The organism is Achromobacter sp. HNDS-1, assembly GCF_040084795.1.
GTDB lineage: Bacteria > Pseudomonadota > Gammaproteobacteria > Burkholderiales > Burkholderiaceae_B > Achromobacter > Achromobacter ruhlandii.
In genome coordinates this window covers 638,219-651,835 of record NZ_CP157584.1, presented here as the reverse complement: position 1 = coordinate 651,835, position 13,617 = coordinate 638,219, and the positions used below count along the sequence as shown (strand labels likewise).

General features: G+C 68.3%; 11 protein-coding genes and 1 riboswitch. Of the genes, 8 read left to right on the top strand and 3 right to left on the bottom strand.

From position 1 onward, the window contains the following. The first annotated feature begins 20 nt into the window (after positions 1-20). Entirely contained in the window at positions 21-836 is an 816-nt protein-coding gene (locus ABFG95_RS02850) for a TatD family hydrolase (RefSeq protein WP_049073212.1), read from the top strand. 240 nt (positions 837-1,076) lie between these two features. On the opposite strand, the gene ABFG95_RS02845 is transcribed toward ABFG95_RS02850, so the two are convergent. After that, entirely contained in the window at positions 1,077-2,474 is a 1,398-nt protein-coding gene (locus ABFG95_RS02845) for a HAMP domain-containing sensor histidine kinase (protein WP_278993100.1), read from the bottom strand. Further along, on the bottom strand, positions 2,474-3,169 hold the full coding sequence (locus ABFG95_RS02840; protein WP_081330514.1) for a response regulator transcription factor: 696 nt from the start codon (positions 3,167-3,169) through the stop codon (positions 2,474-2,476). Before ABFG95_RS02840 ends, ABFG95_RS02845 begins: the two co-directional genes overlap by 1 nt. A 223-nt stretch (positions 3,170-3,392) precedes the next feature. Here ABFG95_RS02840 and ABFG95_RS02835 point away from each other — a divergent pair, with 223 nt between their 5' ends. From ABFG95_RS02835 to ABFG95_RS02810, 6 genes are all read left to right on the top strand, one after another. Next, entirely contained in the window at positions 3,393-5,414 is a 2,022-nt protein-coding gene (locus ABFG95_RS02835) for a ligand-gated channel protein (RefSeq protein ID WP_063588312.1), read from the top strand. A gap of 65 nt (positions 5,415-5,479) precedes the next feature. Further along, complete coding sequence (locus ABFG95_RS02830) at positions 5,480-6,454, top strand: siderophore ABC transporter substrate-binding protein (RefSeq protein WP_278992588.1); 975 nt, start codon at positions 5,480-5,482, stop codon at positions 6,452-6,454. Positions 6,455-6,508: 54 nt separating this feature from the next. Further along, positions 6,509-7,480 carry an iron chelate uptake ABC transporter family permease subunit gene (locus tag ABFG95_RS02825; protein WP_348996030.1) on the top strand — a complete coding sequence of 324 codons (972 nt, stop codon included), beginning with the start codon at positions 6,509-6,511 and terminating at the stop codon, positions 7,478-7,480. Next, the gene (locus tag ABFG95_RS02820; RefSeq protein ID WP_258957297.1) at positions 7,473-8,450 is read left to right on the top strand and encodes an iron chelate uptake ABC transporter family permease subunit; all 978 of its coding nucleotides are present in this window, start codon (positions 7,473-7,475) and stop codon (positions 8,448-8,450) included. Before ABFG95_RS02825 ends, ABFG95_RS02820 begins: the two co-directional genes overlap by 8 nt. Beyond that, complete coding sequence (locus ABFG95_RS02815) at positions 8,447-9,205, top strand: ABC transporter ATP-binding protein (protein ID WP_175144436.1); 759 nt, start codon at positions 8,447-8,449, stop codon at positions 9,203-9,205. Before ABFG95_RS02820 ends, ABFG95_RS02815 begins: the two co-directional genes overlap by 4 nt. A 270-nt stretch (positions 9,206-9,475) precedes the next feature. Next, positions 9,476-11,572, top strand: a complete 2,097-nt coding sequence (locus tag ABFG95_RS02810) for a TonB-dependent siderophore receptor (protein WP_263899020.1) — start codon at positions 9,476-9,478, stop codon at positions 11,570-11,572. Between the two features lie 43 nt (positions 11,573-11,615). Here the strand turns inward: ABFG95_RS02810 and thiM are convergent, their stop codons facing one another. Continuing rightward, a complete protein-coding gene (gene thiM, locus ABFG95_RS02805) occupies positions 11,616-12,437 on the bottom strand; it encodes a hydroxyethylthiazole kinase (protein ID WP_068953434.1) in 822 nt (273 codons plus the stop codon). A gap of 62 nt (positions 12,438-12,499) precedes the next feature. Further along, positions 12,500-12,633: riboswitch (TPP riboswitch) on the bottom strand. Positions 12,634-13,208: 575 nt separating this feature from the next. On the opposite strand from thiM, the gene ABFG95_RS02800 reads away from it, so the two are divergent. Beyond that, the gene (locus ABFG95_RS02800; protein ID WP_348995433.1) at positions 13,209-13,616 is read left to right on the top strand and encodes a VOC family protein; all 408 of its coding nucleotides are present in this window, start codon (positions 13,209-13,211) and stop codon (positions 13,614-13,616) included. Position 13,617 lies beyond the last annotated feature (1 nt).

Below are 13,617 nucleotides of genomic sequence, written 5' to 3'. Positions count from 1 at the left end.
CGGGCAAGGAGGCCGCGCCCATGCTGATCGACACCCATTGCCACCTGGACGCCGCCGAGTTCGATACTGATCGTAGCGAGGTCATTGGACACGCGCTTGAAGCCGGCGTCCAGGCCATCGTCATCCCCGCCGTTGAACGGGCCAATTTTGCCGTCGTGCGGGAGCTTGCCGGGCAGGTGGCCGGCGGCGCCTACGCGCTGGGCATCCATCCTCTTTATGTGCAGCGCGCCGACGATGCCGATCTGGACGCCCTGCGCGACGCCATCCGGCAGTCGCTGGGCGATCCCCGTTTCGTCGCCATCGGCGAGATCGGGCTGGATTTCTTCGTGCCGGAAATCGCCTCGGGCGAGCCGCGCGCCCGGCAGGAACGTTTCTACGCCGCCCAACTGGCCATGGCGGCGGAATTCAAGCTGCCGGTGCTGCTGCACGTGCGCAAGTCGCAGGACATCCTGCTGAAGTACCTGCGGCGCCACGAGCGTATCGGCGGCATCGCGCATGCCTTCAATGGCAGCGCCCAGCAGGCCCAGGCCTTTGTCGAACAAGGCTTCGCGCTGGGGCTGGGCGGGGCCATGACCTACGAGCGGGCATTGCAGATCCGCCGCCACGCCACCGACGTCGACCTGCGCCACCTGGTGCTGGAGACCGACGCGCCGGATATCCCCCCGGCCTGGCTGCATCCGCCGCAGCGGCGCAACCGGCCTGGCGAGCTGGCCCGCATCGCCCAGGTGCTGGCCGGACTGCGCGGTATCACGCCGGCGCAGGTGGCGCAGGCGACCACGGCCAATGCGCTGCGGGTGTTGCCGCGGCTGTCGGCCGCGATCCTGGCCGACGACTGATGCCGGGCGACCGCTCACCGACGCCCTATGCCGGGCGACTGCTCATCGACCACTGATCATTGGCGCCTGATCCGCGACGCCTGATCCCTGGCGACTGCTCAACGGCGACTGCTCGCCGACGTCTGATCCGGGGCGGCAGATCACCTGCGACCGATCACCGACGACCGATCACCGACGACTGGTCCCCGAGGACCGATTCCTGACGACGGATTCCCGACGACTGGCGAAGCGCCGCGCGGGTCAGGCGGCCATGCGCGGCAGTTCGATGCGCACGCTCAGCCCGCGCGGCGCGACGTTGCGCGCGGAAATGCGACCCTTGTGGGCGGCCACGGCGGCCCGCGCGATGCTCAGGCCCAGGCCGGCGCCGCCGTGGGGCGTGCCGGCGGCCGGGGCGCCCTGGTAGAACGGCTCGAACAGGTAGGCCAGTTCCTTTTCCGGCACGCCGGGCCCGTTGTCCTCGATTTCCAGGCAGGCTTCGCCGGCGTCGGCCAGCAGGCGCACCTGGATCGCGCCGCCCGCCGGCGCGAAACGCAGGGCGTTGCGCAGGATGTTTTCAATGGAGCTGGCCAGGCTGTCGCGGTCGGCCGCGATGCGCAGCGGCGGCGGACGGTGCCAGCCGATGGCGATCTGGCGTTCGCCGGCCTCGAAGCGCGCATCCTGCACCACGTCGTCGACCACGTCCGCCAGGTCCAGCGTTTCGGTGGGCAGGGGCAGGGCGCCCATGCGCGCCAGCCGCAGGGTGCTGCCCACCAGGGTGTCCAGGCGCTCGCATTCGCGTTCCATGCGGTCCAGCTGCAGGTCCTGGCGCTCGTCCTTGCGGCGCGCCAGTTCCACGCCCAGGCGCAGCCGCGCCAGCGGCGAGCGCAGTTCGTGGGCGATGTTGCGCAGCAGTTGCTCGCGCGTATCGACCAGCGCTTGCAGGCGGCCGGCCATGGCGTCGAAGTCGCGCGCCAGCAGGCCCAGTTCGTCCTGGCGTCGCGACAGCGCGCCGGGGGTGCGGGTGTCGAGCCGGCCGGCGGCCAGGGCGCGCGCGGCGCCGCGCATTTGCTCCAGCGGCGCGGCCACGTGGCGCGTCAGCGCCCAGCAGAAGGGGGCGGTGATGGCCAGCGCGAACAGCAGCAGGCCCAGCGCCACCGGCGTCAGTCCCAGCACTTCCCAGTGCGAGGAGTCGAACGGCAGGAACAGCATCAGCAATTCACGGTTATCCGGCAATGTCAGCAATTGCGGATCCCACCATGACACGCGCACCGCGGCCGGATCGGCGGGGACGTCGATGGAGGCGGCGATCAGGCCCGGATCGGGCGCGGCGCGGAAGGCCGCGAGCCAGTCGTCCAGGCGGGTCGGCAACCGGCGGCCGAGGATGTCGCGGTCGTGCGTGTCGACGATATAAATCTTGAGCGCCGAATAGCGCGCGTCCATGGCCTCGACCCAGCGCCGCAGGCCGTCGGCGCCTTCGCCGCGGGCGATCTGGGCCGCGTCGCGAGTGAGGTTGCCGGGGTTCAGGCCGTCGAGCGAATCGACGCGGTACCAGGCCACCGCGGCGGTCAGCATCATGCCGCAGACCGTGATGACGGCCATCGCGCCCCAGAAGGTCAGGAAGGCGCGCCAGAACAGGGAGCGGACGGGCAGCCAGCGCATCAGGCCGCGCCGGCCAGGACGTAGCCCAGTCCGCGCAGGTTGCGGATGGCGGGCGCGTCGGCGGCCTGGTCCAGCTGCAGTTTCTTGCGCAGGCTGCTGATGTGGGTGTCGATGCTGCGGTCGTAGCGTTCGGCGGCGCGGCCCAGCGCGTACAGGCTGATCTGTTCGCGTGGCACCACCTGGCCGGGGGCGCGCATCAGGATTTCGAGGATGCGCTGTTCGGCGCCGGTCAGCAGCACTTCCTGCTCGCCCAGGCGGGCGCGGCCGCTGGCGGCGTCCAGCGATAGCGCGCCGACGTTCAGCTCGGGCGGGGAGGGGGCGGGCTTTTCCTCGAAGCGGCGCAGCACGGCGCCGATGCGGGCCTTGAGTTCGCGCGGACCGAAGGGCTTGGCCAGGTAGTCGTCCGCGCCCAGTTCGAGTCCCAGCACCCTGTCGGTTTCACCGCCGTGGGCGGTGAACATGATGACGGGGCGGCGCGAGTGGCGGCGCAGATGGCGCAGCAGATCGAGGCCGCTGCCGTCCGGCAGCATCAGGTCGAGCAGCACCAGATCGAAGCAATCTTGCATTGCAAGTGGCAGACCTTGGGCGCTGTTGTGCGCCAGGGTCAGTTCGATGTGGCCGGGCTCTAGGTACTCGCGCAGCATCAATGCCAGGTCGACGTCGTCGTCGATCAACAGGATGCGGCGCGTGGCCATGGGAGTAGGTATGGGCATGCGCTTGGGTGCTGTTGCCACGGCAGCATAGCGGGTCGCCGGCGGCAGAAGTGTCAAGAAGTGCGAAGAAAGTAAAAGTTGCGGAAAGCGTGTTGCAGCTCACGGTTTGCCTCAATTCTAATATGAGAATAGTTTTCATTAAAAATTGAAGCGGACAGGGCGGCGCGCGGGGCGCGGCCCTTCCGGGACGGGAGAGTCTGAAATCATGAGCTGCAACGATCTGGCTGCGCGCCGCGCATTCGGCCCGCGTACCGGCCTGGCTGTCGCCTTGTGCGCCAGCGGCCTTGTCGCCGGTCATCCGGTCTTGGCGCAATCGGCCACGCCGGCCGACGCCAGGACGCTGGATACCGTGGTGGTGACGGCCAGCGGCTACGAGCAGCAGATCCAGGACGCGCCGGCCTCGATCAGCGTGATCACGCGCCAGGATCTCGAAAAGAAGTTCTACCGTGACGTCACCGACGCGCTGGTCGAAGTGCCGGGCGTGGTGGTCACCGGCGGCGGCGACCGCCAGGACATCAGCCTGCGCGGCATGGGCCCCAAGTACACGCTGATCCTGATCGATGGCAAGCGCCAGAACTCGCGGGAAACCCGCACCAACTCCGATTCCGGCGGCGTCGAAGGCGGCTGGACGCCGCCGATCTCGGCCATCGAGCGCATCGAGGTGGTGCGCGGGCCGATGTCGTCGCTGTATGGTTCCGACGCCATGGGCGGGGTGATCAACATCATCACCCGCAAGGTGCCCAACGAGTGGGGCGGCGAAATCCGCATGGACACCACCATCCAGGAAAGCAGCAAGTCCGGCGACATCTACCAGGGCAACTTCTACCTGGCGGGCCCGATCAAGAATGACCTGCTGGGCCTGCAGATCTACGGCCAGGCGACCCAGCGCGACGAAGACAGGATCGTCGACGGCTACCGCAAGCGCAACGCCACCAACATCACGGCCAAGCTGGCGCTCACGCCCAACCGCGACCACGACATCGTGCTGGAAGCCACGTCCAGCCGCCAGAAATACGAGAACACCCTGGGCAAGACCGTGGCCCCGCTGGCCCCGGGCGTGGCCTGCGCGCGCACGGGTTGCCCGGCCTCGTCGGAAACCGACTACCGCAGCAACAAATGGGCGCTGTCGCACACCGGCCGCTGGGGCTGGGGCGTGTCCGACAGCTACGTGCAGCAGGAAGAGTTCGACAACCGCTCGCGCCAGATGAAGATCAAGAACCTGGACCTGCAGACCAGTTGGACGCTGCCGCTGGGTTCGCACATGCTGACCCTGGGCGGCACCTACCTGACGCAGCGCCTGACCGACCAGACCGGCAACCAGCTCGCCGGCGGTCCCAGCAAGGTGGAGCGCTACCAGTGGGCGCTGTTCGCCGAGGACGAATGGCGCCTGGTCGAAAGCTTCGCGCTGACCGGCGGCCTGCGCATGGATCAGGATGAGAACTTCGGCAGCCATTTCAGCCCGCGCCTGTACGGCGTGTGGCACATGGCCGAGCGCTGGACCCTGAAGGGCGGCGTGTCCACCGGTTTCCGCGCGCCCGACCTGCGCCAGACCGTGGCCGGCTGGGGGCAGGTCAGCCGCGGCGGCAACATGTACGGCAACCCCGACCTGACGCCCGAGAAGTCGGTGACCCAGGAACTCGGCCTGCTGTATGACGACGGCGAGGGCTTCAATGCCGGCCTGACCCTGTTCAACAACAACTTCAAGGACAAGATCACCCGCGTCGCCTGCCCGCTGTCGCAATGCACCGACGGCCCCAACCAGTTCGGCTCCAACCCCACCACCTACATGAACGTGGACAAGGCGGTGTCGCGCGGTGTCGAGGCCAACCTGAAGCTGCCGCTGGGCCGCGACTGGTCGCTGACCAGCAGTTACACCTTCACCAAGTCGGAACAGAAGTCTGGCCAGTACCAGGGCCAGCCGCTGAACCAGCTGCCCAAGCACCTGTTCACCACTACGGTCAACTGGCAGGCCTCCGACGCGCTGGAAGCGTGGGCCCGCGTCAACTACCGCGGCAAGGAAAGCCAGCCGATCACCGGCCCGTCCTCGACCTCGCTAGTGGCGCCGTCGTACACCTTCGTCGACCTGGGCGGCTCGTATGCCGTGAACAAGAAGGTGTCGGTGTACGCCGGCATCTACAACCTGTTCGACAAGCAGGTCGGCTATGACGACTACGGCTACGTCGAAGACGGCCGCCGTTATTGGCTGGGCGTGGGCGTGAAGTTCTGAGCCCGCGCGCAACAACCGGGACGCGCCGCCGCCTGGCGGCATTCCCGCAACCTGGAGAGACAAGCATGACGATGAAGCAAACCTTGGCAGGGCGCGCCGGCCGCTGGCTGGCGTGTGCCACCACGGCCGTGGCCCTGGGCGCCGCCAGCGCCCCGAGCCTGGCCCAGGACGCGGCCCGGAGCGTGCCGGTCAAGCACGCGCGCGGCGAGACCGCCGTGCCGTCCAACCCGACCAAGACCGTGGTGCTGGACCTGGCGGTGCTCGACACCCTGCACGCGCTGGGCGTGGACGTGGCCGGCGTGCCCAGCGCCGCCAAGCTGCCGCCGCAGCTCGCCCAGTACGGCGACAAGCGCTATCTCAAGGTCGGCAGCATGTTCGAGCCCAACTACGAGGTGATTCACGCGGCCCAGCCGCAGGTTATCTTCGTGGCCGGCCGTTCGGCGCCCAAGTACGACGAATTGGCCAAACTGGCGCCCACGGTCGACCTGACGGTTGACGCCAAGGACCTGGTCGGCAGCGTCACGCGCAACACCGAAACGCTGGCCGCCATCTATGGCAAACAGACGCAGGCCAGGGAAAAGCTGGACGCGCTGCGCGCCTCGATCACGGCGCTGCATGGCCAGGCGGGCAAGGCGGGCACCGCGCTGATCGTGCTGACCACCGGCGGCAAGATGAGCGCCTATGGTCCCGGCTCGCGCTTCGGCGTCATTCATGACGCGTTCGGCTTCGCGCCCGCCGCCAAGGACCTGAACGTGTCGAACCACGGCCAGGCGATTTCGTTCGAGTTCATTGCCCAGACCGATCCCGACTGGCTGTTCGTGATCGACCGCGACGCCGCCATCGGCCGCGAAGGCACCTCGGCCCAGCGGATGCTGGACAACGACCTGATCCGCCCCACCAAGGCCTGGAAGCAGCAGCGCGTGGTCTATCTGAACGGCTACAACTGGTACCTGCTGGGCAGTGCCGGCCTGACCGCCATGCAGCAGAACGTGGACGATATCGCCCGCGCGCTGTCGGGCGCCAAGCCGGACGCCAAGTAAGCGCATGGTCCATCGGATGGCGTCGGAGTCGGCCGGGTGAAGCAGGGCGGGATGATGACCGGCTGGGCCGGGCTGGCGGCCCTGTTGCTGCTGTTGCTGTCGTTGTGCGTGGCCAGCGTCAGCCTGGGCGCGGGGTCGTTTTCGTTCGCCGCGCTGGCCGGGGGGCCGGATGCCGAGCGCGCCTGGCGCCTGCTGCTGGTCAGCCGCGTGCCGCGCACGCTGGCCCTGTTGCTGGCCGGCATGGCGCTGGCGGTGGCCGGGCTGATCATGCAGATGCTGGTGCGCAACCGCTACGTCGAACCGACCACGGCCGGGACCGTCGAGTCGGCCACGCTCGGCATCCTGGTGGTGACGCTGCTGGCGCCGGACACGCCGGTGATCGGCAAGATGCTGACGGCCACCGGCTTCGCGCTGGCGGGCACGCTGCTGTTCCTGGCGCTGCTGCGGCGCGTGCCGCTGCGCACGCCGTTCATCGTGCCGCTGATCGGCCTGATCCTGGGCGGCGTGATCCACGCCGTCACCACCTTCGTTGCCTACCGCTATGACCTGCTGCAGTCACTGCACGCCTGGACCACCGGCGATTTTTCCGGGGTGCTGCGCGGCCGCTACGAACTGCTGTGGATCGGCTTCGGCCTGGCGGCCGCGGCCTATCTGGCGGCGGACCGCTACACCGTGGCCGGCATGGGCCGCGAGTTCGCCGCCAATCTTGGCCTGAACCACGCGCGCCTGACGCTGGTGGGCCTGCTGATCGTGTCGGCGATTTCCGCCGTGGTGGTGGTCACGGCCGGCGGCATTCCGTTTCTGGGCCTGATCGTGCCGAACGCGGTCAGCCTGATGCTGGGCGACAACATGCGCCGCGCGATTCCGTGGGTGGCGATGCTGGGGGGCGTGTTCGTGCTGGCCTGTGACATCATCGGCCGGCTGGTGATCCATCCCTACGAGGTGCCCCTGGGCACGGTGGTGGGCGTGGTCGGCAGCGTCCTGTTCCTGTGCCTGCTGCGCAGCCGGGGAGCGCCCCGTGGCTGAATCCGTGTCGCGCCTGTTGCCTTCGCCGCAGGCCTGGCGCCTGGCGCTGCTGGCCACCGCCGCGTTGCTGTGCGTTGTCGGTTTCATGACGCTGGGCGCCAATGGCCAATGGGCTTTCGTGCTGCCGTTCCGGGGCGGCAAGCTGGCGGCGATGCTGCTGGTAGCCTACGCGGTGGCGGTGTCGTCGGTGCTGTTCCAGACTGTGACGCACAACCGCATCCTGACGCCGGCCATCATGGGCTTTGACGCGCTCTACCTGCTGATCCAGTCGCTGGTGGTGTTCGGCTTCGGTCAGGCGGCCGGCGCGGTCAACCATCCGGTGGCGGCCTTCGTGCTGGAAGTGGGCGCGATGACGGCCTTCGCCTGCCTGCTGTTCCGCTGGCTGTTCACGGACGCCGTGCGCAGCCTGCATTTGATGATGCTGGTGGGCATCATCTTCGGGCTGCTGTTTCGCAGCCTGTCCAGCTTTGTGGTGCGCCTGATCGACCCGAACGAGTTTCTGGTGCTGCAGGACCGGATGTTCGCCAACTTCAATTCGGTGCGCACCGAACTGCTGCCGATCGCGCTGGCGGCGGTGGCCGCGGCGACGCTGCTGGTCTGGCGCATGCGGCGTCGCTATGACGTACTGGCGCTGGGCCGCGAGATCGCGCTGAACCTGGGGGTGGACTACCGCCGCACCTTGCTGCTGACGCTGGCCGCCATCGCCGTGCTGGTGTCGGTGTCCACCGCGCTGGTGGGACCGGTGACCTTCTTCGGCCTGCTGGTCAGCAACCTGGCTTACCAGGCGATGGGGTCGGATCGGCACCGCCATACCGTGCCGGCCGCCGCGCTGCTCAGCGTGATTTTCCTGGTGGGTGGGCAGACCCTGCTGGAACGGGTGCTGCAATTGAGCACCACGGTCAGCGTGGTCATCGAATTCGTGGGCGGAGTGATGTTCCTGGCCCTGATCTTGCGCAGGGGACGCCAATGATCGATATCCAACAAGTCAGCAAGCAGTACGGCGACAGCGTGGTCGTGGACCAGGTGTCGCTGGCCTTGCCGGCCGGCGGCGTGACCGCCATCATCGGCCCCAACGGCGCCGGCAAGTCGACGCTGCTGTCGATGATCAGCCGCCTGCTGCCGATGTCCGCCGGCCGCATCCAGGTGGACGGCCTGGACGTGACGCGCGGCGACAGCCGCGAACTGGCGCGGCGCCTGGCCATCCTGCGGCAGGACAACCACCTGCCGCTGCGCCTGACGGTGCGCGACCTGGTGGCGTTCGGGCGCTATCCGCATTCGGGCGGCCGCCTGACACTGGACGACAAGGTCCATATCGACCGGGCCATCGCCTATCTGGACCTGGAGCCGCTGGCCGGCCGCTACCTGGACGAGATGTCCGGCGGCCAGCGCCAGCGCGCGTTCGTGGCGATGGTGCTGTGCCAGGACACGCGCTATGTGTTGCTGGACGAGCCGCTGAACAGCCTCGACATGAAGCACGCCGTGGCCATGATGGGCACGCTGCGGCGCGCCGCCGACGAACTGGGCAAGACCGTGGTGCTGGTGCTGCACGACATCAACTTCGCGTCCAGCTATGCCGACCGCATCGTGGCGATGAAGGCGGGCAGGGTGGCGCATTGCGGCACGCCCGCCGAACTGATCCGTCCCGAGGTGCTGGGCGAACTGTATGAATTGCCGATCGACGTGCACGAAATCGGCGGCAAGCGCATCTGCGTGTATTACCGCTGACGGTCGCGGGGAGCGCGCGCTGGCTCGCGGGACGACGCCAGCGCCGGCGCGCGGCGGAAAATTTCCGGGGACGGAATGCGACCGGGCTGGGGCATCCGGCCCGCCGCGCATGCTTTGCACACACATGCTGAATAACATCTGAATTGGACGCGTGTCTCATTTATCGTGGCCCCAAGGCAACGTAATGATAAAAGCATTGCGAGTGATTCTCGTTGTCAAGAGAATGGCGGTTTCTTCCATTTCAAACGACTTCGAAAAGACCCGCAGGCCATGCACGTCCTCCGCCCCCTCACCGCCGCCCTGTTCGCCGCGGCCCCCTTGGCCGTCCAGGCCCAGGCCGCCGCGCCCGCCGCCACCTTGCCCGCGATCAGCGTCGTCGGCGCCGATGACCCCGCGCAAAGCTACAACCCGCCCGCGTCCACCAGCGCCACCAAGATCGACGCGCCGCTGCGCGACATTCCCCAGACGGTGAACGTGGTGCCCGCGCAGGTGCTGCGCGACCAGCACGCCATGTCGGTGCAGGACGCGCTCAAGAACGTGCCGGGCGTCAGCTTCTCGACCGGCGACGGCCAGCGCGACCAGGTGTCGATACGCGGCTTCACCGCCATCGCCGACCAGTTCGTCGACGGCTTCCGCGATGACGCGCTGTACTTCCGCGACCTGTCCAACGTCGAACGCATCGACGTCATCAAGGGCCCGGCGGCGGTGCTGTACGGCCGCGGCTCGTCGGGCGGCCTGATCAACCGCGTCACCAAGAAGCCCGGCGAGGACATCTCGCAGGTCGGCCTGAGCTACGGGTCGTGGAATGACCGTCGGCTCGACCTGGACCTGGGACGCGCCAACGAGAGCGGCAGCATGGCCTGGCGCCTGACCGGCGCGGTGGAGAAGGGCGACAGCTACCGCGACAAGCAGTTCATCGACCGCAAGGCGATCGCGCCGTCGGCCCAGTTCAAGCTGGGCGAGAACACCACCTTCCTGCTGCAGACCGAATTCCTGGAAGACCGCCGCCTGACCGACTTCGGCATCCCGGCCTACCATGGCCGGCCGGTGGACGTGGACCCGTCCACCTACTACGGCGCCGAGAACGCGCGCGACACCGACTACACCCAGACTCGCGTGCAGTCGTACGCCGGCACGCTGACGCACCGCTTCAACGACAACTGGTCGCTGCGCAACGCCACGCGCTACTACCACTACACGCTGAACCGCAACAACACGCTGCCGGGTTCGGTCAACGAAGCCGCGCAAACCGTGTCACTGACCCACGGCAACGTGCTGCGCGACGAACACGGCTGGACCAACCAGACCGAGCTGATGCAGCGCGTGCAGTGGGGATCGGTGCGCCACGACATCCTCTACGGCGTCGAGGTGGGCCAGCAGAACAAGGACCTGGTGAGCTATTCCAATCCCAACGTGGCGGTGGTCAACCTGTTCGATCCGCAACTGCCGACGCTGCGGCGGCAGGCCGTGGGCGCGCCGGGTTCCGACAACCTGGGCCGCTTCAGCACGCTCGGCCTGTATGTGCAGGACATGGTGTCGCTGGGCGAGCACTGGAAGGTGCTGGGCGGCGTGCGCCATGACCGCTTCGAGCAGAAGACCGAGGACCGCCGCAGCGGCCAGAACCTGCAGCGCACCGACTCCAACCTGAGCCCGCGCCTGGGCCTGGTGTTCCAGCCGGACAGCGTGCAGTCGTATTACGTGTCGTGGAGCCGTTCCTACCAGCCTTCGGGCGAGGCCTTCGCGCTGGCGGCCAACAACGTCGACCTCGCGCCTGAGAAAACCACCAACTATGAAGTCGGCGCCAAGTACGATTTCCTGGATGGCAAGCTGTCGACCACGGTGTCCGTGTTCCGCCTGGAGCGCACCGATATCAAGGTGACCAACCCGGTGACCAACACGCTGGTGCCGGTGGGCACGCAACGCACCGACGGCGCCGAGTGGACCCTGTCGGGCGACCTGTCCAACGGCTGGCGCGCGATGCTGGGCTATGCCTACCTGGACGCGCGCGTGACGCAGTCGGTGGCGCGCGACGCGGGCAAGGATGTGGAAGGCAAGCGCGCCACGCTGACGCCGCGCCATGCCGGCAACGTCTGGATCACCAAGGACCTGGGCGAGGGCTTCGGCGTTGGCGCCGGTTTGAACCTGGTGGGCGCGCGCTTTGCCAACCCGGGCAACACCGTCAAGCTGCCCGGCTACGTCACGGCGGACGCCGCCGCCTGGTGGCGCCAGGGGCCTTACTCGGTACAGCTGAACGTCTACAACCTGTTCGATGCCGGGTATATCGTGTCGGCGCACGGTAGCAACGCCAACCTGAACATGCCCGGCGCGCCGCGCAACGCCATGCTGAGCCTGCAGTACCGCATGTAAAAGGAAAGGCATCCGCGCGCCGACAGGGCGCGCGGATGTGGATTCAGCGCAGTGGCGATTCGGCCGTCAGGCTGTCCGTCTCCAGCGCCGCCAGCGCGTCGAGGAAGCGCCACGCGAACGAGCCGGGGCCTTCCGCCAGCGCCCCGGCGCGCCGGCCGGCGATGCCGAAGCAGGACAGCGCCGCCACCGCCGCCGTGTAGGCGTCAGCGCGCGCCACCGCCGCGAAGGCGCCGACCACCGCCGTCAGCGCGCAGCCGGTGGCGGTGACCTGCGGCATCAGCGGCGATCCGCCGGCCACGCGCACCTCGCGCTGGCCGTCGGTCACGAAATCCACTTCTCCCGTCACCGCCACCACCGTGGCGCGGGCCCGCGCCAGTTCGCGCGCGGCCTGCTCGGCCTGTCGCACCGGATCGCGGGCATCCACGCCTTTGCTGGCGCTCTGGCCGCCGCCCAGCGCGATGATCTCCGACGCGTTGCCACGGATCACGGCGGGCCGCAGGTCCAGCAGGCGCCGCACCGCGTCGCGGCGGAACGCAGTGGCGTGGTGCGCCACCGGATCCAGCACCCAGGGCGTGCCCGCCTGGTTGGCGGCGGCGGCGGTTCGCAGCATGCTGTCCAGCCAGGGGGCCGAGAGCGTGCCGATATTGATCACCACCGCGCCGCTGATGGCGGCGAATTCGGGCGCTTCTTCCACCGCGTGCACCATCGCAGGCGAGGCGCCGATCGCCAGCAGCGTGTTGGCCGCGGTGTTCATCGACACGAAGTTGGTCAGGCACTGCACCAGCGGCGCGTCGCGGCGCACGGCCACATACAGGTCGCGCGAAGCCAGCGCCAGGTCGGACAGGGTAGGAGTGAGGGAGGCCATGCCGGTGGGTCCTTGCAAGGGGACAACGGGCGGGGCGGGGCGGCGTGGCGCGGCATGGCGGGCCGGCGGGATGCGCACCTTCCCTACGCCAGGATTGTCTGGATCAGGTTCAACGGGTCTCGCGCGCCGCGTGCCGCGCTGCGCGCGGCCGCCATCGGAATCTCAGCTTCTTGCCGAAGCTCCCCGGGTGGATGGGGCTATGTTCGGAGGGGGGAGGGGGGCTTGTCAAGCCGGGCGAGCCCGGCGCTTCTGTCATCATGGCGGGCAATCGGATCGAGACGAGGAGGCGCGCGGCATGCAGACCCACGATGAGGCGTTGACCGAGCAGGACCTGGCATGGTTGCGCCGGCATACGAACTTTCACGGCGCGGAAACGGTCCTGGGGGCGGTGTTTTTCATGCTGTTCCTGGCCATCACGGTTCTCTTCGCCGGGATCTGGCTGTGGGGGCCCTCGACCACGGCGCGCGACGGTCAAGTACGGCGTGCGTGGCCGGGTGGACGAGGTCCTGACCTACAAGGTACTAATGCCGGAGTCGACGTCCTGGACCCCGCTGTATGTCTATCGGCTGGACGGTGAACTGTACAACCTCAGCCATGGCGGCGGTCCGGCGCTTCCCGGGGAGCGGGTGGCGTTCGAGTACCTGGACCGGGGCAAGGGCGGCCTGGAGCCGTTGTTCTTTCACCGCGAAGGCGGGGCGCCATCGGTTCTGTCATCATGTCGAATACTCAAAAAAAGCGGAGACACGCATGACCGAATTACGCCGAGCCCGAATGGTTCCGGAGTTGCTGGTGGCCGACCTGCCGCGCAGCCTGGCTTTCTGGATGGACCTGTGCGGCTTCCAGATTGCCTACCGACGCGAGGCGGAGGGCTTTGCATACCTGGACCTGGACGGCGCGCAGTTCATGCTGGAGGAGGTGCGCGGCGATGACAACTGGATCACGGGCGCGCTGGAGGCGCCGCGTGGGCGGGGCGTCAATTTCGAGATCAAGGTGGCCGCCATCGAGCCCTTGCTGGAGCGCTTGGCGGCCGCCCGCTGGCCGTTGTACCGGGAACCCGAAGCGCGTTGGTATCGCAGCGATGCGATCGAAGTGGGCGTGCACCAGTTCCTGGTGCAGGACCCCGATGGCTATCTGCTGCGCTTCTCGGCCTGGGTCGGCGATCGACCGGCGGCGCATTGAC

Excerpts from the sequence above, each read along its gene's own strand:
- ABFG95_RS02850 (WP_049073212.1), top strand. The coding sequence starts at position 21 with ATGCTGATCGACACCCATTGCCACCTGGACGCCGCCGAGTTCGATACT.
- ABFG95_RS02845 (WP_278993100.1), bottom strand. The coding sequence starts at position 2,474 with ATGCGCTGGCTGCCCGTCCGCTCCCTGTTCTGGCGCGCCTTCCTGACC.
- ABFG95_RS02840 (WP_081330514.1), bottom strand. The coding sequence starts at position 3,169 with ATGGCCACGCGCCGCATCCTGTTGATCGACGACGACGTCGACCTGGCA.
- ABFG95_RS02835 (WP_063588312.1), top strand. The coding sequence starts at position 3,393 with ATGAGCTGCAACGATCTGGCTGCGCGCCGCGCATTCGGCCCGCGTACC.
- ABFG95_RS02830 (WP_278992588.1), top strand. The coding sequence starts at position 5,480 with ATGACGATGAAGCAAACCTTGGCAGGGCGCGCCGGCCGCTGGCTGGCG.
- ABFG95_RS02825 (WP_348996030.1), top strand. The coding sequence starts at position 6,509 with ATGACCGGCTGGGCCGGGCTGGCGGCCCTGTTGCTGCTGTTGCTGTCG.
- ABFG95_RS02815 (WP_175144436.1), top strand. The coding sequence starts at position 8,447 with ATGATCGATATCCAACAAGTCAGCAAGCAGTACGGCGACAGCGTGGTC.
- ABFG95_RS02810 (WP_263899020.1), top strand. The coding sequence starts at position 9,476 with ATGCACGTCCTCCGCCCCCTCACCGCCGCCCTGTTCGCCGCGGCCCCC.
- thiM (WP_068953434.1), bottom strand. The coding sequence starts at position 12,437 with ATGGCCTCCCTCACTCCTACCCTGTCCGACCTGGCGCTGGCTTCGCGC.
- ABFG95_RS02800 (WP_348995433.1), top strand. The coding sequence starts at position 13,209 with ATGGTTCCGGAGTTGCTGGTGGCCGACCTGCCGCGCAGCCTGGCTTTC.